The following is a 22,008-nucleotide window of genomic DNA, read 5'->3' as shown; positions in this document are numbered from 1 at the left end:
GATGAAAGTATTAAACTTAGGCACCGATAAAGGCGTATTCGTTTCCTCATCACCCGTAACTCGGCGTTTGATTGAGTATGGCGTTATGACGGACGCTTATGATATTATCGTGCCCGCTACGCCAGCGCAAGAAATTAAATTATCAGAAAAAGTAACGGCTTACGGCACGGGTGGCGGCAACCGATTAGCGGCACTATTCAATATGTATCGGTTAGCGAAAAAACTGTTCCGCCAGAATAATTATGATGTCATAACGGTTCAAGATCCTTTTGAATTGTCGCTGATGGGATTATTGCTGGCTAGGAAATTCAAGAGCGCTTTGAATATTCAGGAACATGGCGATTTTTTTAGCGCGACTTATTGGCGCAATGAAAATCCTATTAACTTTTGCCGTTATTATCTGGGGCGCTGGCTGATTAAGCGAGCCGACAGCGTGCGCGCAGTCAGTGAGCGGATAAAGGATACTTTGGTTAATGATTTGCATATAGCCGAAGATAAAATTGTTGTTGTTCCTGTCTATGTTAAGCCCGAGAAGCAATTCAGCGAAACTAAGCCGGAGATTTTCGGCCGCTTAGTCGGCAAAACTGTTTTTTTGACTATGGCTCGATTGGTAAAACAGAAAAATCTGCCGTTGCTGATCAGAGCTTTCGCCACGGTTGCCCGGCAATTGCCGGAGGCGGTTTTGCTTATAGTCGGTCGCGGTCCGGAAAAAGACAAACTCGCCCAACAAATAAAAGAATCCGGCTTGGAGGATAAAATCTTTTTGATCGGTTGGACTGACAATATTTATGATTATTACAACTCAGCCGATAGTTATGTTTTGAGTTCTGATTATGAGGGTTGGGGGATGGTGATAATAGAAGCCGCCAGTTGCGGTTTGGCGGTAGTGATGACTGATGTCGGTTGCGCCGGTGAGGTGTTGAAAGACGGAGTCAGCGCATTAATCACGCCCGTTGGCGACGAAGAAAAATTAGCTGACGCCATGAAAAAGATTATTCAGAATATTGGCTTGCGCCGGCAACTCAGCCAGTCGGCCGAATCGGCGATTAACATTTTGCCCGGCCGAGAGGAAAATTTGGCGCTTTATCTGAAAAGCTGGCAAACAGCCATAGACAAAAAGTGCCGGCCGACCAAGTCGACCAATAATCATTTTTGGCCGATTCTTTTAATCTTAACCGCGGTAGCGTTGAACGTGTTTATTCGGCTCAATTTTGTCGGTTTTAGCATTAACGGCGATGCTTATCAGTATATGGAAACGGCTAAGCTGTTTATGGGACAAATGGCGGAGAGTTTTCCTTCCAGAATTTTAAAACCGTTGGGGCCTATGGGTATTGCCGGACTGTCGTTTTTAACCGGTGGCAATCTATCGTTAGCTTTTGAGATAGAGGCGATTATATTTTATGTTTTTTTGGCTTTAGCCGTTTACGTTTTATTTTATTTGTTTTTTAAAAATAGAGGAATGGCGCTTCTGGGAGCGTTGATTTATATTTCTTCCTATCCGTTACTTAAGTATGGCTTGGATTTGTTTACCGAGTCGGGCGCCCAATTATTCTGGGTTTTGGCCGCTATCGGCGTCATTAGATTTTATAAACGGCCTAACAACTTTAATTTATTTTTAACTTCGTTGATGGTTGTTGTTGGCATGTTATGGAAAGAATATAGCAGTTTGGGTATGGCTTTCCTGTATCTGGTGATATGTTTCCATCCGCAACTGCCTCGAGCCGAAAAACTCAAAAAATTATTTTTATCAACCTTAGCGGTCGGCTTGCCCTTAATCGCTTGGCAAATCGTGGTTTATTTCATTTATCATTATTCATATTTGGATTGGTATAAACTGGGCATTAGCGCTCCCAGCGGTTCCGAATATCAGCCGTTTTTTGTTGTTAAGAGTATCGTCGGCGTTTATCTGGCTGCTTGGCTTTTGGTGCCGTTAGGATTGATTAAATGGCGGGAGTTTACCGCCGATCAGAGGTTCCTGGTTAAGTGCCTGATTCTGCCGTCGTTTATGTTTTTGCTTTGGACCGGTGTGTCATCTCGTTTGTATTTTGTCCTGGCTTTGCTATTAACCTTGTTGGCCGTTAACGGGTTAAGAAAATATTTTTACCGCTGGCCGAGTCGGGTTGCGGTCGTTATCGTTATTGTTTTGGTTGACTATTTATGGTTGTTGACCAGTGACGGATTCAGAGCGTTTTTTAGTCGATTCCTTTAAAAGCTATGTCGCAAGATAATCAAAAAAATTTGGATTGTTTGTTGATCGCTCCGCCTGATTATTATGGCGATGAGAATAATATTTGGCGTGAGATTAACTCAAATTTCCCTCCTTTGGGGCTGGCTTCCATTGCCGGCTATGTCCGTCAACAGGATCAAAGTGTAGAGATAATTGATTGTGAAGTTTCCTGCCCCTCGGTCCAGGCCTTCGGCGATTATCTAAAGGAAAATTTTGTTGATCATCACAGGGATATTAGAGTGATCGGCTTTACTGCCACCACCGGACAAATTAAAAAGGCTTATCAGGCGGCGGAAATTTGCCGATTATATTATCCTAATGCTTTGATTATTTTCGGTGGCGTTCATGCAACCTTTGTTACTGATGAGGTTATTAATCAACCATTTGTTGATGCGGTGGTTATCGGCGAAGGGGAGATTACTTTGGGAGAAATATTATCCGGCAAGAAGATTGAAGAGATTGACGGCGTGGTTTATAAGAAAGAATTGAATGGCGAAAAACAAATAATCCGTAACGCGCCGCGTCGGCGGATTGCCAATTTGGATGATCTGCCTTTGCCGGCTTATGATTTATTGCCGATTGATAAATATCGGCCGGCTAAGGGCTCGTATAAGAAGTTGCCGGCCATGAGTTTAATGACTAGCCGAGGTTGTCCGGGGCGTTGCACTTTCTGCAATAAAACCTTGGGTGATCAGATGATCTTTAAGTCGGCCACCGGGATTTTTGCCGAGATAAAATACTTGGCCGATAATTACGGTATCAGGCAGATCATGTTTTATGATGATACTTTTACTGTTTTTCGTCAGAACGTCATTGACTTGTGCGATCTGCTGATAAAAAATAAAATGGATTTGTCTTGGACGTGTTTTGCCCGAGTTGATTATGTTGACGAGGCCATGTTGCGGAAAATGTCAGACGCCGGTTGTCATCAGATCATGTATGGGGTGGAAAATGTTGATGAGGCCGTATTGAAGAATATCAATAAAAAAATCAATTTGCCGCAAGTGATCAATGCCGTCAAATGGACTAAGCAGGCGGGGATAGAATGCCGTCTGGCTTTCATGGTCGGCAATCCCGGCGACAGTCGCCAAGTGATTGAAAAGAACATCCGTTTTGTTAAGAAAATAAATCCCGATTTGCTGATCGTCAATATTACTACGCCGTTTCCCGGCACGGCCATGTTTAATTGGGCCAAGGAACGTGATTTGTTGTTGAGCGAAAATTGGGATGATTTTAATTTGGCTAAGCCGGTTATGAGATTGGAGAATCTTTCAGCGGAAGAAATAAAGAATTTATATAAAATCATGTATCGCAGTTTTTATTTTCGTCCGAAATTCATCCTTAAGAAGATTTTTAGCATTAGATCATTAGACGATATAAAAATTTTGTTTGATGGTTTTATGGCTTTAGTCTCTTTTTTCTTGCCTAAATCTCCGGACATCAATACTAAACGCGATTAAATATTAATTATTTTTATGAAATTGTCAGTTATCATACCAGTCTATAATGAACATAAAACTATCTTGGAACTACTGCGCCAGGTGGAGGCAGCGCCGCTTGCCGGCGTAGAGAAGGAAATTATTATTATTGATGATGGTTCCACCGACGGCACTAGAGATATTATTTCAAGCCCGCGGGATAAATGCGTCGTAATTCTAAAGGATAAGAACGAGGGCAAAGGCTCGGCCATCAAACGTGGCCTTAATGTGGCAACCGGCGATCTATTGATTATTCAAGACGCTGACTTAGAATACAATCCGCAAGAGTACCAGGAAATATTGGGGCCGATAATTGACGGCAAGGCTGATGTTGTTTATGGTTCTCGTTTCATTACCAGCAAACCTCACCGTGTTTTCTTTTTTTGGCATTATCTGGGTAATACTTTTTTGACTATTTTTTCCAATATTATGAGTAATTTGACCTTAACAGATATGGAGACTTGCTATAAGGCGTTCAATCGTCCGGTTATTGATTATCTGAAAACTCGCCTGACTGCCAATCGATTCGGCGTTGAACCGGAGATTACCGCCCTGATAGCCAGGGGTAAATTCCGGATTTATGAAGTCGGTATTTCTTATGCCGGCCGCACTTATGAAGAGGGCAAGAAAATAAGCTGGAAAGATGGTTTGGCGGCGATTTGGTATATTATTAAGTTTAACTTATGGAAATAACCGGTTCCGCCGCTCCTACCAGGGGGTATGGCGTCTTAGAGAAATACTTGGCCCGGCGTCGGGCTAATAAAGTTGACAGGTTGATTCCTGCTGATTTAAGGTCGGGAGCTATTCTTGATATCGGCTGCGGTTCTTATCCTTATTTTTTGGCGCAGGTTAAGTTTTCGGCCAAAGTCGGATTGGATAAATCGGTCAGCGAAGGAATGATCGACGGAGTTAGCTTAAAAAAATACGAATTCAAAACCGGCGATAATTTGCCGGTCAGTCCCAGTTGTTTTAATGTTGTAACCATGCTGGCAGTTTTGGAACATTTGGATGAAACCGCGGCTTTAAATATTCTGGCTCAATCTTATCGAGCGCTTGTTCCCGGCGGGTTGCTTATAGTGACGACTCCCTGGGGAAAAACTAAGGGTCTGCTGTCGTTATTGGCCGCGTTTAAAATAGTTTCACCGGATGAGATCGGTGAGCATCAGCAGTTCTATAGTCGACAGGAATTATTTAAACAGTTTTCCGCCACCGGCTTTGCGGCCGATAAAATCACCGGCGGCAGCTTCGAATTAGGTTTGAATTTATATGCCATTGCCAAAAAATAAAAAATTGAAATTATTAATCTTGACTCAGAAAGTGGATGACGCCGACGGTCTGTTGGGATTTTTTCATGATTGGCTTAAAGAGTTTGCCAATAATTTTTCTCAAGTGACTGTTATCTGCCTATATAAAGGTAAGTATGATTTGCCTGCCAATGTCAGGGTTTTATCTTTGGGCAAGGAAGACAGGCCGTCGCGTTGGCGTTACTTGTGGCGTTTTTATAAATATTTATGGTTGGTTCGCCATGATTATGATGCTGTTTTTGTTCACATGAATGTTGTTTATGTCATTCTGGCTGGTTTGATCTGGCGTTTGCAGGGCAAAATTATCGGCCTCTGGTATGCGCATAAAGCGGTTAATTTTAAATTAAGATTAGCTGAATTGTTGGCTGATATTATTTTTACCGCCTCGCCCGAAAGTTTCCGGCTTGCTAGTGCCAAAGTGAAAATCGTCGGCCATGGCATTGATATTGATAAATTCTGTCTTAAAGATTGGGCGACGGCTCGACAGGATAAATTACAAATCGTCAGCGTCGGCCGGATCAGCGAAATAAAAAATCAATTATTATTGATTAAAGCTGTTGATATTTTGGTGCATGAATTAGGAATAAAAAATATCACCTTGTCTTTTATCGGCTCACCGCCGAATCTTGATGGTTTGAGATACGCTGCCTTATTGAAAGAGGAAATAAAAAAACGCCGACTGGAAGATTATATTGATTGGATAGGCAATATCCCCAATAAGGACCTGCCTTATTATTATCAGCAAGCCGATTTAAGCATTAACTTGTGCCCCACCGGGGGATTGGACAAAGTGGTTTTGGAATCGTTGGCCTGTGGCGTGCCGGCCGTAGTTTATAATCAAACTTTTTCCGTGATCCTGGGCGACTACCAAGATTTGTTATTATTGGAAAAAGCTGACAGTCGGGAATTGGCGGTCAAAATAAAGAAATTGTCTGAATTGGATTCATCCGAGAAGCAGGTTATGGCTGTTGAGTTGCGTCGCATTGTCGTAGCTTCTTATAGTATTAAAAATTTAGTCGTTAATATCAAAAAAGCCTATGGCGAAGAGAATTAAGTTTTTTTTAAAAAATATTTTATCTAGCTTACTGGCCTTTCTCCCCGCCCTGCCTAATCGCGCAGTTATTTTGATGTATCATTCCGTAGGCGATAATGGCAGATTTTTCACCGTTGAGTCCCAGGATTTTTCAGCTCAGTTGGCTTATCTGAAACAACAGCGATATAATATTGTTTCTTTGTCTGCATTATTGGACTATCTTACGGCAGGTAAAATTCCACCTCGGACAGTCGCCATTACTTTTGATGACGGTTATACAGACAATTATTCCATAGCTTTTCCTTTATTGAAAAAATATAATTTTCCCGCTACGATTTTTTTAGCGACCGGTTTGCCGTCTATTGATCTGCCATTGTTGGACAAGGATCAGGTTTCGGAGATGGCCGCTTCCGGTTTGATTGATTTTGAACCCCACACCGTCAGCCATGCCAAGCTGACTAAAATCAGTTTGACTGAGGCTAGGCAGGAAATTATCGAGTCCAAAGCCTTCATTGAACGGGAATATTGCAAACCGGTGTCTTATTTTGCCTATCCCTATGGTCGCTATAACCAGCAAATCATTGGGTTACTGAAAGCTAGCGGCTTTAAGGCGGCTTTGACTGTGGCTAAGGGCGTTGTCAGACCTAAGAGCGACCGATGGTTGCTCAAACGCAATGCCGTCGATTCTGCCGTCAGCCCGGTTCAATTCAGAGCCATGATTAAATTCGGCAAACTATAATATTATGATTATTTGTTATTTCGGAATTTATGATCCTGATTATAGCCGCAATAGGATTTTGCTTGGCGGTTTTAAGTTAAACGGCGTTGATGTGATTGAATGCCGAACAAGCGTCAAAGGGCCGTTGAAGTATTGGGATTTAATTAAAAAACACTGGTCAATCCGTAAGAAATATGATATTATGATCGTTGGTTTTCCGGGGTTTCAGGCCATGATTTTGGCCAGGCTTTTAACCGTTAAACCGATTGTTTTTGACGCTTTTTACTCTTTTTTTGATTCCATGGTTGAAGATAGGAAAATCGTTAAAGCGCAAAGCCTTAAAGGAAGGTATTACTGGTTATTGGATTGGTTATCCTGCCGTTTGGCGGATAAAATTTTATTGGATACCAATGCCCAGATTGACTATTTTGTAAAAGAATTAAAGTTGGAGAGAAAAAAGTTTTATCGGGTTTTAGTCGGTTGTGATGATAAGGTTATTTTTCCTATTACTCCTAAGAAAAAAGATTATTTTTTGGTTCATTTTCATGGCAGTTTTATTCCTTTACAGGGCATAGAGTATATTATTGAAGCGACGAAAATTCTAGAGGGGGAAAATATCAAATTTAATATTATCGGCCACGGTCAGACTTACCGGGAAATAATTGACTTGGCGAGCCGGCTTAAAGTCAGTAATGTTAATTTTATAGAGCCCGTGTCCATTGATAATTTAAGGGGCTATTTGGCGGAGGCTGATGTTTGCCTAGGTATATTCGGCCATACTGATAAAGCTAAAAGAGTTATCCCTAATAAGGTTTATGAGGGCTTAGCGGCCAAGCGGCCGGTTTTGACCGGTGATTCTTCGGCTATCAGGGAATTGCTTACGGACGGCCAAGATGCGGTTTTTTGCCGTTTGGCCGATGCCCAGGATTTGGCGTCTAAAATCTTAGCGCTGAAAGAGGGTAGAATAAATTATGAAAAAATCGCCGATAATGGTTATGAGATTTATTGCCGATTATGCCGGCCGGAAATTTTAGTCAAACAATTGTTAGATGGCGGTCTTATTGAAGAGTTATTAGGCCCCAAAAACAAATATGATAAAAATTAGCCAAGATAAAGATTTGATTTTTATTCTTCCCCCTAAACGGCTCAAGGAGCATCGTTATTCTTTGGGTTTGATGTATATTTCCGGATATTTGCGGGATCATGGTTTTGATAATTTGATTATCGACGGGAAAATATTCGCGGACAGAGGCTATCAATACGATAATCGTGAAAGAGCCAAGGAGGAGATCATTAAGGCTGTTTTAGAGTTTAAGCCGCAAGTAATCGGTTTTACTGCCACGACCATGGAAATTGCCGAAGCTGTGGAAATGAATCAGAGGATTAAAAAAGAACTCAAAGTTTTTTCGATTATCGGCGGGCCTCAAGCTACAGCCGATCCGATTGGCGTAGTTAATTCCGGCTTTGATGCCGCCATTATCGGCGAAGGCGAACAAACTACTTTTGAATTAATTAAGGAATTACAGCAGGAGTCGCCCGATCTAAGGAAGGTGAAGGGCATCGCCTGGCCGGATCAGAATAATGAAGTTGTCATCAATGAACGGCGGGAGTATATGGATCTGACTGATTTAAGCTTGCCGGCTTATGATAAGGTGAATATGACCTACTATACTAAGATCTGGGACGATATTATCCGAGGCATCCCTATGAAAGCGGTGATGGTTATGGCTTCCCGGGGCTGTCCCTACAGCTGCACTTTTTGCGCCTGCAATCAGGTTTTTGGGCGTCAGGTGCGTTATCGCAGTTTGGAAAACATCAAAAAAGAAATCTATCTTTTAAGGGATAAATATGGCGTTGAAGGAATTTGGTTTGCTGATGATACCTTAACGGCTAATTACGATCATGTTAGGAAGGTTTGCCAGATTATGAAGGAAGCCGGTCTGTATTGGGGGGCTCAATCGCGAGTGGATTTGGTTAATGAAGAAATCATCAAGTTAATGGCCGAAAGTGGCTGTTTACAGCTTGATTTTGGCGTTGAATCGGGTAATCAGCGCGTTTTAGATGAAATCATTAATAAAAGGATAAAATTATCCGATGTGGAAAAAGCCCTGGAACTTTGCCGGAAACACGGCATCCGTCGCGAAGCCGGCTTTATGATCGGCCTGCCCGGCGAAACTAAAGAAGAAATGCGGCAAACCTTTGAATTCGCCAAGAAAATCAAAGCTGATCATTATTCTTTCAGTATCTTTACCGCCCTGCCAGGGACGAAGCTTTTTAATGATTTTTTTAAGGGTCGTATCAATACCTCCGATTATTGTAATTTCTCTTTTTTCCAAAGCCAGGACAAATTCAATCGTTCTGGCGTCAGTGATTCCCAGGAGTTGGGAAAATTATTTGAGAGTTGGCGTCAGGAGATATTTGAGGGCGTAAAAAAGAGAGGCTTAACCCACTTTTTGAAGCTGGCAAAAATCTGGCTTAAGTTGGGTAACAAAAAAGAGCGTTTAGATTTTATATTATTCAAAGTCAAGCGCGCGCTTAAGTATTATTTTGACAAAATCATAGCTCGCGTCTCGAAATCGTTCTTCTTTGAGGGTACGCGTCGCCCTGATTTCAAAAATATCACCAAACAACTTGATTATGATCAGTATTGGTCAGAGCGCGGCTTCAAGATGCGTAGCAAATTAATGGAAAGGGAAGTGATTTTTATGGATTGGATTAAGCCCGGAGCTAAAATTCTGGATCTTGGCTGTGGCAGTTCGCGTCTGCCTTATGAATTAAAAGAAAAGAAGGGTTGCCGGGTCAGTGGTTTGGATATTTCCGGATTAGTAATCAATAACTTAAAGCAAGCCGGCATTGACGGAGTAAAAGCCGATATCGAGAGCGCTGATTTTAATTTGGACGACCGATATGATTACATTGTGATTTCAGAGGTTTTGGAACACATCAAATATCCCGAGGATTTAATCTCTAAAATAAAAGATAATGCCGACTATTTGGCAATTTCAGTTCCTAATTCCGCTTTTTACCGTTATCGTTTCGGCTTAATGTTTGGAGGAAGATTTTTTACCCAATGGATGACACATCCGTCAGAACACCTGCGGTTTTGGAGCCATAAGGATTTTTTGATTTGGCTGAATGATTTGGGTCTAGATGTTGTTAGATTTAAATCGTCTAATGGTTTTCGTCTTAAAGATATTTGGCCTAATATGTTCGGCCATCAAATGTGTTATTTAGTAAAAACAAAAAAATGAAAATAATTTATTTGGCAAACATCAGAATACCGACCGAGAAGGCTCATGGCTGGCAAATCATGAAAATGTGCGAGACTTTCTCTGTTTTGGGTCATCAAGTTGAATTGGTGGTACCGCGGCGTTCTAATAATCTTAAAGCCGATCCCTTCAACTATTACGGTTTACCGGCTAATTTTAAGATTACCGAATTACCCTGTTTAGATTTGATTTTTTTGGATAAAACAATTGGTAATCTGGCTTTTTGGCTGGCGACTGCAACTTTTTTGTTAGCCAGCAGAATCTACGTGTCTTTCAGGGAGTATGATATTATATATACACGCGAAGAACAGTTCGGCTTATTTTTTAAATCGTCTTTTTTGGAACTTCACTCCTTGCCTGCAACAATCAAATCGTATCATCGTCTTTTTTGGCGGTGTTTTCAACGGATTGTTGTTCTGACTGATTTTATTAAATCCGCTCTGGCCAGCAACGGAATCGCTGCTGATAAAATATTAATTGCTCCCGATGGCGTTGATTTGGCTGAGTTTGATCTGAATATTACCGCCACGGAGTCCAGGAAAAAAATTAATTTGCCGTTGGATAAAAAATTGATTGTTTACACCGGCCATCTTTATGGTTGGAAAGGAGCGCAGGTTTTGGCTGAAGCCGCCCGGTATCTGTCTAATGAATCCCTGGTTGTTTTTATCGGCGGTACTAAGGAAGATGTTGAAGCTTTTAAGAAAAAAAATGTCAATAGCGCTAATGTCTTAATTCTCGGCCATCAGCCGCATAAGCAAATCCCGTTCTATCTGAAGGCCGCTGATGTTTTGGTTTTGCCTAATTCCGGGCAGGAAAAAATATCGCAATTTTATACTTCACCGCTTAAACTTTTTGAATATTTAGCCAGTGGCGTACCTATAGTCGCTTCTAATTTGCCTTCTTTGAGGGAAATTTTAAATGATAATAATGCTATTTTAGTTGAGCCGGATAATTCTGATCTTTTAGCGGCGGGCATTAACCGGGCTTTGACGCAACGGCAATTAGCCGAGAATATCTCTCGTTGCGCCCGGAGCGATGCGGAAAAATATACTTGGAAGAAGCGCGCTGAAAAAATCGTCTCTTTCATTAATTCATAAACGGCAAAAATGATTAAAGAATTTCTAACTGCCAAAATAACCAGAAAAAAAATCGATGCTTTCATCGCCCAGTACCAGTCAACGGAAAAATTGGTGCTTGATTTGGGTTGTGGTGACGGTTCTTACAAAAGTTTATTTCCCAACCGCATCGGTTTTGACCATCGGCCGGGGATTAATGTTGATGTGGTGGGCGACGCTCATCAGTTGCCTTTTACCGATGATAAATTCGATCTGATTTTATGTACTGAATTGCTGGAGCATTTGCATTCGCCTCACTTAGCCGTCGCCGAGATGAAAAGAGTCCTGAAATCAGGCGGAGTGTTGCTTTTGACTACCAGGTTTATTTTTCCTCTTCATGATATTCCCAATGATTACTATCGTTTTACCAAGTATGGCCTAAGGTTTTTATTTAGTGACGGCTGGGAAATAATCGAATTGCGCAATGAGTTGTCAACTAAGGATACTTTGGCCGCTTTATTACAAAGAATAGGTTTTCAAGCCAATTTATTCGGCGGTCGCTTAATGAAAATCCCGTTATTTTTATTAGTTAAATTATTGGTTTGGCTGCCTTCGCCGATAAAGAGTGAGTTCGGCGATATCAGGCATTCCCGGCCGGAAAATGGCATTTTAACTAGCGGTTATTATTTAGTTTGCAAAAAGAAATAATATTATGAAAATCAATAAACTTTCCATTGTTATTCCGGCCTACAACGAAGCAAAAACCATCGGGGCTATTTTACAAAAATTGTCGGAAGCTGATTTAGGCGTTAACAAAGAAATTATTATAGTCAATGACGGTTCCACCGATAATTCCCGAGAAGTGCTTGATCGCTATCAGGATAAATATATCATTATCCATCTGCCTGAAAATCAAGGCAAGGGCGCGGCCGTAGCTGCCGGTTACAAAGTGTCAACCGGCGATTATGCTGTCGTTCAGGATGCTGATTTAGAATATAATCCCAATGATCTGAAAAGATTGATAAATGAAGCAGAAGAATGCGGCGCTCAAGCGGTTTATGGTTCTAGGCGTTTAGGATTGACCAGAAAGAAAAGTCCTAAGGCCGGCTGGTTTTATTATTTGGGTGGAGTCTATCTGACTTGGTTGACTAATTTTCTTTACGGCACTGCCATAACAGATGAGGCGACTTGCTATAAAATGGTCAGCAAACAAGTTTTGGATAAGATAAATATTGAAGCCAAGGGTTTTGAATTCTGTCCGGAAATAACAGCCAAGATTTCTCGGCAGGGCGTTAAGATTCATGAAGTGCCGATTTCCTATATTCCCCGCTCGCAAGAAGAAGGTAAAAAGATAAAACTTCGCGACGGTTTAATTGCTATTTGGACCCTGATTAAATATCGTTTTTAATTTTTAGTATTTTCTATTATGAGAATAATTTTAGTCCAACCCCCATTAACTTTAGAAGAAAGATATGGGATAAAAAGCAAAAGCGGGGGAGAGTCTATTCCTTTGGGACTGGTATATTTGGCGGCTGCCGTCAGGGCGGCGGGTCATGAGGTTAGTATTATTGATGCGGAAATTATGGATTTGGGCACCGTTGCAACTACAGAACGAGTCTTGGCAGCCGATCCCGCCATTGTTGGTTTTACGGCAGTTACTATCTCTATTGATAACGCGGCGGCGGTTGCTCGGGAAATTAAAAAGATCAAACCTGGCATAATCACTTTGATCGGCGGCCATCATTTGAGCACGGCGCCGGAAGAAACCCTGAAGCTTTATCCCAAATTCGATTTGGGGATTATCGGCGAGGGTGAGAGGACCTTGGTTGAGTTATTATCGATATTATCTCAAAACGGCTTGAGCAAGGATCAGTTAAGACAGGTTAATGGATTGATTTTTAAATCTGATGTGTCGGATGAATTTATTATTACAGCGCCGCGTGCCAGAATTATTGATCTTGACGCCTTACCTCAACCGGCTTTTGATTTATTGCCCGATTTAGTCAAATATTCTCCGCCGGTTCATACGGTTAAAAAATTTCCCGCTTCAACTTTAGTTACTTCAAGAGGTTGTCCTGGTCAGTGCACATTCTGCACTAGAAGCGTTTATGGCAACGTCCTGTCGGCTCATTCTGCGGAATATATGATGGAGCTGGTCTTGTTGCTTTATTATAAATACGGCATCAGGGAGATTCAGTTTCGCGATGATAATTTTACGGTTTTTAAGCCGCGTCTTTACAAATTTTGCGAACTGCTGAAAGAAAAAAAATTGGATTTGGTCTGGACAGCCTTAGCCCGCGTTGATATGGTTGAGCCGGAAATGTTTAAAGTAATGAAGGAGGCGGGCTGTTGGCAGGTTTGGTATGGCGTGGAATCAGGCAATGAAAACATTTTAAAATTAATTAAGAAAAACACCACTAAGGAGCAGATTAGAAGCGCTATCAACTGGACTAAGGGGGCAGGAATTGATGTGGGCGCGTTTTTTATCATGGGCCATCCCGGGGAAACCCGCGAGACGATCAAAGAAACGATCGATTTTGCGCTGTCACTTAAAATTGACGAATTCCATTGCACTCTAATGACGCCATTGCCCGGTTCGGAAATCAGCGGCAATTATTCCCAGTATGGGACTTTTGATAAGGATTGGAAAAAAATGAACGAATGGGAGCCGGTTTTCGTGCCGTTCGGCTTGACGCGGGAGGAACTTATAGCTTCTAATCGCTTGTTTTTCCGTAAATTTTATTTTCGTCCGCGGATTATCCTTAATTATGTGAAACGTCTAAGAAGCCCGAAACACGTTAAAATTTATTTTTTAGGATTTCTAGCACTGTGCGAGTGGATCCTTAGCGGTAAAAAGCAGCAATAACAGAAAATACTATGTCAAATATAAGAAATATCGTTTTTAAATATCGGTCATGGCTGGTCATTGTCGCCGCTTTTCTGGCGGTGCGTATTTCAATTTTTATCACTTTTTGGCAGGCCAGCTTAAATAAAGGCGGTTGGCAGAATTTTTATAACCAGGCTCAGCCGGCTGTTTCTGTTTTATTGGGTATTTTTCACGATTACTGTGATTGGCATCCGCCATTGTATTACTTGACGACTTCGGTCTTATTGCATTGGTTGGGAGGGGAATGGACGATTTATTTGGCGCAAGTAGTTTTGGCTTTCGTGACCTTAATCATCGGCTATAAGCTGGTTCGCTTGTTTTTTAACGAGAAGATTTCTTTGTTGGTTACTTTTTTGATTGCCATTGAACCTTATTGGGCTTGGCATAATTTTTTGTTGGTCAGCGAGAATTTGGCCATCCCGTTATTTTTAGGCGGCACATATTATTTTTTGAAATTTTTCTCCAGCGCTAAGAGCAGGGATTTGTTGCTGAGCGCTTTTTGGCTCGGCATTTCAACATTAGCTAGGCAAAATACTTCCCCCTTGCTTTTAATATTTCCAGCCGGTCTTGTTTTAGTTTATTTGGTTCGGAAACTCGTACCGACCGGCGGATTGGCGAAGTTGAGTTGGCGCAAGATTTTGTTAAGTTGTGTTGCTTTCATGATTGTATTTTTTGCGGTGATTTCGCCGATCATTATTAGGAATAAGGTTGTTTATAATCGGCCGGCTTTGGTCAATCTATTTGATACTAATATTTATTTTTATAATCTGCCAGCGCTGATCTCTTATCAGAGACAAATTCCTTACGCTGATGCTTATAATCTTATTGTCCGGCAAGCCGATAGCGCTCTGGGGAAAAATATCGGCAATCAAGGCGATTGCCTGTCAGTCAGCTTATCTGAATTCAATCGCGAGCTGGATTATTACAGTCAAACGGCCAAGGCTTATATATTAGGCAATCTGGGCGGCTATCTTAAGGTTCATCTGATTAGGACAATACCTTTCTTTTTTCAGCCCGGATACTTCGAGATGTGGTCGGCTTGCACTGGGGAGTTTTCTAAACCGGATATCACCGGATTTATCTTGAATGGCAACTGGCAGGGAATTTTTGACTTCATCAAACAGATTAATCTTAAACTATTAACTTATTTGGCCGGTGTTGCTTTATGGGGTATTAGTTCTCTGGCCTTGGCTATCGCCTTAATTTATTCTTATTTTAAAGATCGGGATAAACTGCTATTTTTCATTTTTGCAGTGATGATAATTCTGTATACCGCTTTGATGGTCTCGCCCTTTGTCTTGGCGCGTTATCGCCTGCCGGTTTATGTCTTTTTCTTTTCGCCTTTAGTTTATGATTGCGGATTATTCTTAACTTATTTGAAAAATAATAAGCATCAGCTTAAAAAAGCGGTAAAAGCCGTGCCAATAATCTCTCCGCTGGCAAAAATATTTTATGATTGGCGGCGGAATAGGTTGGCGATTATCAGGGTTAAAAAATTTATTCAAGCGCCGGCTCTGCCTTTTCAAACCGAGTCCCCGCTAGTTTATGAAGTCGGCTATGAACCGACCATCAGATGCAATTTGCGTTGTAAGATGTGTTATCAAGGAGAGAATAGGAATTTACGCCAGCAGGAATTGTCAGCTGAACAGATTCTTGAGGTGTTTAAAAAAATGTCCAGCCAGGTGGAAGAAATAAAATTAGTCGGCGGCGAACCATTCGCCCGCCAAGATATTTTGCAGCTTATTGCTTTTTGGGATTCTCTCGGTAAACGGGTAATCCTTCAAACTAACTGTACGCTTATTAATGAGCGTAATATTGATCAATTAGCGGGTTATAAGCATCTGACTGATATTCTAACCTCGCTGGACGGTCCCAAGGAGTTACATGACGCTATTAGGGGCGTACCGGGTACTTTTGATCGGTTGGAGCGGGCCATTAAGCTTTTGCAGGCCAAAATGCCTAAAGTTCCTATTACCATTTTCGCCACCTTGTTAATTAATGATAATGTAGATAAATTTTTTGAATTGATTGATACCACTAAAAAATTAGGCATTACAACAATTAATGTCTTATTTGAGCAAGTTTATTCATCTGCCGACGTAGCTCAAGCCAAGAGTATTTTTAATCGGGAGTTTGGCTGGGAAGAGGGCCGCGATTACCGCCTTAATACGCAGATTAGGGATCCTATTTTTCCTCCTGATACTGACGCCGTAGAGTTGAAGAAAAAATTGGCTAAAATCAGATTGTACGGACTTAAGACTGGCTGTTTTGTTAATTTCTCTCCGTTGAATTATTATCATAACTTACCGCAGTATTTGGGTCAGAAACCGTCCCGGCCTTTTTGTTTGAAATTATTGCAGCCCGAGTTGCGCATTAATCAGCGTGGCGAAGTTGTTTGGTGCGATATCATTGAAAAATCTTTCGGGAGCTTATTGGATAAGACTCCTGATGAGATTTGGCTGTCCAATGATTACCAAAAATTCCGTCAATATTTATTCAAGCATTCGTTACCGATTTGTTCCAGATGTTGCAAAGCGGTTTATATCAATGATTAACTTAATCGATAAAATGAAAATATTTTTATTAATTCCTAATTTTAACCAGGAGAAGAAGTCAATTATGAATGTCAGGGCCAGGCAGCCGTTGTCGATGGCTATTATCGCCTCTATTTTAAGGCAGGCCGGCCACGATATCAAATTATTGGATGCCAATGTTTTGAATTTGCCGTTAGAATCCATTTACCAGGCAGTCAATGATTTCGGTCCCGAGGCCTTCATTATTACCTCTACGCCGATTGACCGCTGGGAGTGCCCTAATTCCCATATTGAAAACATTTTTAAGATTATAGACCGGGTAAAGGTTAAGTACAAAATATTGATCGGCAGTCACGGCACCACTATGCCAGAATGGGTGTTTGATAATTGCCAAGTTGATTTTATTATCAGGGGTGAGCCAGAATTATCCGCGTCTGATTTGATTGTTACCCTGGCCGCAGAGCAGGCATTTTCGAAAGTTTCCGGCTTGTCTTATCGTCAAGGCGGCAAAATCGTGAATAATCCAAGTGAGAGAATCATTGATCTGGATGTTTTGCCTTTGCCGGCCTATGATCTGTTGCCGATGGATAAATATTCCAGCAATGATTATGAGAAGCCTTTTTCTGTCATAATGACTTCGCGCGGCTGCCCTTACAATTGTGTTTTCTGCCTTAAGGCCATGATGCCCGGACGTTATATTGTTAGGAGTGTTGAAAAAGTAATAGAAGAGATTGAGTACTTGATAAATAATTTTCAAATTAAATCAGTTTTTTTTCAGGACTGGGAATTTTTTATTGATGGCGACAGGGTAGAGAGGATTTGTTCAGCTATCATTGATCGAGGCCTCAGGTTTTCTTGGGGCGCCAATGCCCGGGCGACTGATATCATTAAGAGTAGGGGGATTATGCCTTTAGTCAAGCGAGCCGGATGTATTAATGTAAATTTAGGCATGGAGTCCGCCAGTGACAGGGTTTTAATTGAAATTAATAAAAAAATAACTTCGGCAGATTTACGATCGGCGATTGATATCTTAAAAGAGAACGGCGTAGCCGGAGGGTATTGTGTTTTATTGAACGCACCGGGAGAAAATCGGCAGACCATTAAAGAAACTATAGATTTTATTGTCGAAAATAATTTGCAAGTTAAACAATTTTTGCCCGTTATCCCTTATCCTGGAACCGTTTTATTCGAGCGGATAAAAAATAAATTCCCCGGTAAAAGGTTGCATTGGAATAATATTGAAAAATATGCGGGATTGATTAATACCGAATTGAAGCCTTTTTGGAGTTTATTGTTCTTAAGGGATTATAAGAATCGCCTTAAATACGGCCGAGGATATTGGTATAAACCGGTTTTTTGGCAGGAAGTGATTTTTAAAAAATAATATGAAAATAGCTTTAATTTTTCCTCCCTCCCTTTATCAAACAAAAGAAACCATGCCGCCACTCGGTTTGGCGTGGTTAGTTGCGGTTTTGCGGGAAAACGGTTTTAATGATGTTTATATTATTGATAGTGTTATCAACAGGTACGACAACAAAAAGATTATTGAAATCCTAGAAGAACAAGGCGCTGATATTGTCGGGTTGTCGTTTGGCACGCAAAATCGTTTTTATGCTTTTGAGTTGGCCGAACTGATTAAAAACAATCTGCCGGCAGTGCCGATTGTGGCCGGCGGACCTCATCCAACACTGACCGCCGGTGATACTCTAAAGCATATTAAGTCAATTGATATGATTGTCAGGGGAGAGGGGGAGTTGACCTTTTTAGAATTAATTAAAGCTATTGCGAATAAGGAAGATCTATCTGGCGTTAATGGTTTATCTTATCGCAATAATCAGGGGGAGATAATCCATAATGCCAACCGTCAAGCAATTGCCGATTTAGACAGTTTGCCGTTGCCAGCCAGAGACTTGCTTCCGATTAATGAATATCGCCAGACTATACCATTATCAACGAAGATTTGTACCAGTGTTATCAGTAGTCGCGGCTGTCCGTATAATTGCGTTTATTGTTCCACAGCGGAGCAGTGGGGCCATAACATCCGCTATCGGAGCGCTAAAAATGTCGTGGATGAAATACAGTTCCTGCTAAATACTTACAAACTTGATGGCGTTGGATTTTTTGATGATTGTTTTACGATGAATAAACAGCGTGTCATTGAAATTTGCCAGGAGATAATCGCCAGAGAATTAAAGGTCAGTTGGTGGTGCGAGGCTCGAGCCAATAATATTGATGCCGAGTTGGTTGATTGGATGAAGCGAGCCGGTTGCGAGCATATTGCCATGGCGGCGGAGTCAGGCAGTGATGAAATTTTAAAGAATATCAGGAAGGCCATTACCGTCAGCCAGGTGATTGAGGCTATAAAAATAATCAAGGGGGCGGGGATAAAATTAAAAGTATTTTTCATGCATGGTTTGCCGGGAGAAACTTACGCGGATATCAAGAAGACTGTTTTTTTGAGTCGGTACTTGGAGAACAAACTGGGCGTTGATGAGACAACTCAAACCCTAACGATGATTTATCCTCATACTGCGATTGAGCTGGAGGCCAAAAAAATCGGCACCCTGCCAAATGATTTTTCCTGGGCGGAATTTTATGAAGAAAAACGATCGTATCCTCCATTAGTGTCCTGCGCTAATGTGCCGATTTTTGAGCAGCCGGATTTAAGCTATGAAAAGATTTTTCAGTTCGCCCGGCGAGCCAAAATAGAATATTATTTGTCGCACCCGTTTTTCTCAACGCGTAAGCTATGGAAAAATAGGAAAAATATAATAAAATGGTTTACCACTAAAACTTCTTGATTATGAGGGTTTATTCATTTGACTCAATCAGAAAAATATTTTTATTGCCTCTGGCTTTATTGCTACGCTTATTGGGACGGTTTTATCGGGGGAGAAAAATCGGTCGGGCGATAGTGGTTTTTTATACGGGCAAATTGGGCGATATGGTTTGTTTAACGCCGGTTTTAGAGGCCTTAAAAAAAGCTAACCAGGGAACGAAACTGATTGTTTTTGCGAGGAATAAATTTTTGGATATTTGGCAAGGCAATCCCTTTATTGATGAGAGAATTGGCTTTGTCCATGAGCGGGAGGCAGGTAGCCTGAAATGGCTGCTTAAGCAGTGGCTATATTTAAGCCGATTTGAGCTTACAGCTTATTTTAATTTAGTGAATAATTTTGAGGGCGGCATTTTAGGTTTATCTTTAAATGCTGCCAAATCTTATTCGGTTGCCACGCGATTAGACGGCAGATCATTACGTCTGCTTTATCCGTATTACAAAACTAAAGATTACAAATTTGACCGCTCAATTAAGGAGTTTTATTTTGAATTATTGCGGGAAGCTGGTTTCAGCGTTGAGAATAAAAGCAATCAGCTGTTTTTCTTCGCGACTTGCCCGGAAGTAGAGGATTTTTTTCATATCAATTCCTTAGACGATAAAATGATTTTCGGTGCCGTTATTTCATCCGGCAAAGACTATAAAGTCTGGCCTAAAGATTATTGGATTGAATTAATACAGAAGATAAATGCCGAGTATCAACCGATTTTTTTTATTTTTGGCCTCAAGGATGAAGAGGAATACTTAGAGCAAATTAGGCAAGAAGCGGGCGGAGAAAGTTATTTGATTTTGGGTAAAAATCTGAATATCTTGCCATACTACCTGAAGAAATGCCGTTTGTTTATTGGCGTTGACACTGGTTTATTATATATCGCCGATGCTCTGTCAGTCCCCGTAGTTGATATCCTGGGCCCTTGCGACGATAACAACCAGCGGCCGGAAAATAATTATCGTTTAGTCACTGATCGTCGGGTTTGCCGGCCACAATGCAAGATGTTGTATAACGGTGACATTGATATTGCTGAGGTGGAAATTTGCTTCTCGGCTATAAAGCCAGAACAGGTTTTAGTTGCTTGCCGAGAATTAATAGGCCATTGATTAATTGTGTATTTTCTGTTATAATTAAACACATTAAATCGGTTTTATAATTTTTAAATATTCATGAAGATTCTGTTAATTTCACTCAATCAGCAGGATGTGGAGGAATTCAAAAAGGCTCCGACCGATATCAGCGCTTTAGGCGTCAGGTATCTTTCTTCTTATTTAAAAAAATTCGGCCGGGATGTGGCGATTTTATTTTTGGCCAAACCTTATGGCGAGTTGGAGAATGAACAGGAATTAAAACAGATTGCAGAGTTGATCAATAAATATAAACCAGATTTAATTGGTTTGAGTTTGATGTCCAACCATTTCTTCCGCGCAAAAAATATCACTAAGTCAATCAAAGATAATTTTCCAAGCGTGCCGGTAATTTGGGGCGGAATTCATCCCACCATTGATCCGGAAAATTGTTTGGTTTACGCCGACTTGGTTTGCGTTGGAGAGGGCGAGTCGGCCCTTTTGCAATTAACAGAGAATGATAATTGGCTTAATTATAAGAACGTTAATATTCCCGGCTTATGGCATAAGAATGGCAGTCAAATTATTAGTGGCGGAAAATCAATTCTAATCAGCGCGATTGATGAATTGCCTTTTCCAGACTATGATTTTTTCGACCATTACATTATTCATCAGGGCGAATTACTGCCTATGACGGAAAGTGTTTTTCGGCAGTATTATCCGGCGGCGCGGGGCGACCATCGTTTATTATCTTCGCGCGGTTGCCCCCATGCCTGCGCCTACTGCTGCAATTCTGTTTTTCGTAACATCTATAGCGGTATTTTTTTGAGAAAACGTTCCGTTGATCAATTGGTCACGGAAATGAAAATGATAAAAAATAAATTCCCTTTTATTCGATCATTTAAAATCATGGATGACAGCTTTGCTGTCAATGATTTGGATTGGATCAGGGAATTTAATCGGCGCTATAAGGCAGAGATTGATTTGCCGTTTTTCTGTTTGGCTAGTCCCACCACTATTGATGCCGCTAAATTAGAACTGTTAGTTGATGCTGGATTAGATATGATCCAAATGGGTCTGCAGAGCGGTAGCGATCGAGTAAATCAGGATATCTATCTGAGGCATGCCAAATCCAGCCAATTTTTAACGGCCATGTCGCTTTTGGATAAATATCGGGGGAGATTAAATGTCATTATTGATGTAATTTTGGATAATCCTTACGAGACCGAGGATGATTTGCTTTTAACCATTGACATTCTTAATCGAATTAGAAAGCCATTTCATTTATCGCTTTTCTCCTTGACTTTTTATCCTGGCACGGAATTATACCGTCGAGCCATCGCTGACGGTCATCTGACCGATGGGCAAGCATACTTAAAGAAACAGTTCCACTTGTTGAATAAAGGCTATTTGAATAAGGTTATTTATCTTATTCCCCGACTTAAGAAGATCCAGATTGAATTCTTGATAAAAAATCGCAGGAATCCTATTGTGCGTTTAGGTGTTTCTATTTTGCATCTATTTTTCGTTAAGAAAAATAAAATTCCTAAACCCTTAGTCAAAGCTTTGATTTGCATTAAAAAGATGATTAATTTCTAATATTAAAAC

The 22,008-nt window shown here is 41.0% G+C and carries 17 protein-coding genes; all 17 read left to right on the top strand.

Annotation, left to right across the window (positions count from 1 at the left end; genetic code table 11):
• Position 1: 1 nt before the first annotated feature.
• The gene (locus WC473_01045) at positions 2 to 2,209 is read left to right on the top strand and encodes a glycosyltransferase (GenBank protein ID MFA5124400.1); all 2,208 of its coding nucleotides are present in this window, start codon (positions 2 to 4) and stop codon (positions 2,207 to 2,209) included.
• A gap of 5 nt (positions 2,210 to 2,214) precedes the next feature.
• Positions 2,215 to 3,687, top strand: a complete 1,473-nt coding sequence (locus WC473_01040) for a radical SAM protein (protein ID MFA5124399.1) — start codon at positions 2,215 to 2,217, stop codon at positions 3,685 to 3,687.
• Between the two features lie 15 nt (positions 3,688 to 3,702).
• Positions 3,703 to 4,398 carry a glycosyltransferase family 2 protein gene (locus WC473_01035; GenBank protein ID MFA5124398.1) on the top strand — a complete coding sequence of 232 codons (696 nt, stop codon included), beginning with the start codon at positions 3,703 to 3,705 and terminating at the stop codon, positions 4,396 to 4,398.
• Positions 4,389 to 4,991, top strand: a complete 603-nt coding sequence (locus tag WC473_01030; protein ID MFA5124397.1) for a class I SAM-dependent methyltransferase — start codon at positions 4,389 to 4,391, stop codon at positions 4,989 to 4,991. The genes WC473_01035 and WC473_01030 overlap by 10 nt, the downstream gene beginning before the upstream one ends.
• Positions 4,972 to 6,063, top strand: coding sequence for a glycosyltransferase family 4 protein (locus WC473_01025; protein ID MFA5124396.1), 1,092 nt, complete (start codon positions 4,972 to 4,974; stop codon positions 6,061 to 6,063). Before WC473_01030 ends, WC473_01025 begins: the two co-directional genes overlap by 20 nt.
• On the top strand, positions 6,047 to 6,781 hold the full coding sequence (locus WC473_01020) for a polysaccharide deacetylase family protein (protein ID MFA5124395.1): 735 nt from the start codon (positions 6,047 to 6,049) through the stop codon (positions 6,779 to 6,781). The genes WC473_01025 and WC473_01020 overlap by 17 nt, the downstream gene beginning before the upstream one ends.
• 4 nt (positions 6,782 to 6,785) lie before the next feature.
• Entirely contained in the window at positions 6,786 to 7,865 is a 1,080-nt protein-coding gene (locus WC473_01015; GenBank protein MFA5124394.1) for a glycosyltransferase, read from the top strand.
• Positions 7,852 to 10,011 carry a radical SAM protein gene (locus tag WC473_01010; GenBank protein ID MFA5124393.1) on the top strand — a complete coding sequence of 720 codons (2,160 nt, stop codon included), beginning with the start codon at positions 7,852 to 7,854 and terminating at the stop codon, positions 10,009 to 10,011. The genes WC473_01015 and WC473_01010 overlap by 14 nt, the downstream gene beginning before the upstream one ends.
• Positions 10,008 to 11,126 (top strand): glycosyltransferase family 4 protein, encoded by a 1,119-nt coding sequence (locus tag WC473_01005; protein MFA5124392.1) that lies wholly within the window; start codon positions 10,008 to 10,010, stop codon positions 11,124 to 11,126. The genes WC473_01010 and WC473_01005 overlap by 4 nt, the downstream gene beginning before the upstream one ends.
• A 9-nt stretch (positions 11,127 to 11,135) precedes the next feature.
• Complete coding sequence (locus WC473_01000) at positions 11,136 to 11,792, top strand: methyltransferase domain-containing protein (GenBank protein ID MFA5124391.1); 657 nt, start codon at positions 11,136 to 11,138, stop codon at positions 11,790 to 11,792.
• A 4-nt stretch (positions 11,793 to 11,796) separates the two neighbouring features.
• Positions 11,797 to 12,492, top strand: coding sequence for a glycosyltransferase family 2 protein (locus WC473_00995; GenBank protein ID MFA5124390.1), 696 nt, complete (start codon positions 11,797 to 11,799; stop codon positions 12,490 to 12,492).
• Between the two features lie 18 nt (positions 12,493 to 12,510).
• A complete protein-coding gene (locus WC473_00990; protein MFA5124389.1) occupies positions 12,511 to 13,950 on the top strand; it encodes a radical SAM protein in 1,440 nt (479 codons plus the stop codon).
• A gap of 11 nt (positions 13,951 to 13,961) precedes the next feature.
• Positions 13,962 to 16,526 carry a radical SAM protein gene (locus WC473_00985; GenBank protein MFA5124388.1) on the top strand — a complete coding sequence of 855 codons (2,565 nt, stop codon included), beginning with the start codon at positions 13,962 to 13,964 and terminating at the stop codon, positions 16,524 to 16,526.
• Positions 16,519 to 17,889 carry a radical SAM protein gene (locus WC473_00980; GenBank protein ID MFA5124387.1) on the top strand — a complete coding sequence of 457 codons (1,371 nt, stop codon included), beginning with the start codon at positions 16,519 to 16,521 and terminating at the stop codon, positions 17,887 to 17,889. The genes WC473_00985 and WC473_00980 overlap by 8 nt, the downstream gene beginning before the upstream one ends.
• A 1-nt stretch (position 17,890) precedes the next feature.
• The gene (locus tag WC473_00975) at positions 17,891 to 19,306 is read left to right on the top strand and encodes a radical SAM protein (GenBank protein ID MFA5124386.1); all 1,416 of its coding nucleotides are present in this window, start codon (positions 17,891 to 17,893) and stop codon (positions 19,304 to 19,306) included.
• A gap of 2 nt (positions 19,307 to 19,308) precedes the next feature.
• Positions 19,309 to 20,439 carry a glycosyltransferase family 9 protein gene (locus WC473_00970; protein ID MFA5124385.1) on the top strand — a complete coding sequence of 377 codons (1,131 nt, stop codon included), beginning with the start codon at positions 19,309 to 19,311 and terminating at the stop codon, positions 20,437 to 20,439.
• A gap of 63 nt (positions 20,440 to 20,502) precedes the next feature.
• A complete protein-coding gene (locus WC473_00965; GenBank protein MFA5124384.1) occupies positions 20,503 to 21,999 on the top strand; it encodes a radical SAM protein in 1,497 nt (498 codons plus the stop codon).
• The last annotated feature ends 9 nt before the right edge of the window (positions 22,000 to 22,008 follow it).

The sequence above is a fragment of the Patescibacteria group bacterium genome (assembly GCA_041650895.1).
GTDB lineage: Bacteria > Patescibacteriota > Patescibacteriia > 2-01-FULL-39-33 > 2-01-FULL-39-33 > CAISTG01.
Note: the sequence above shows the minus strand (reverse complement) of the source record. Positions and strands in the feature narration are given on the sequence as shown.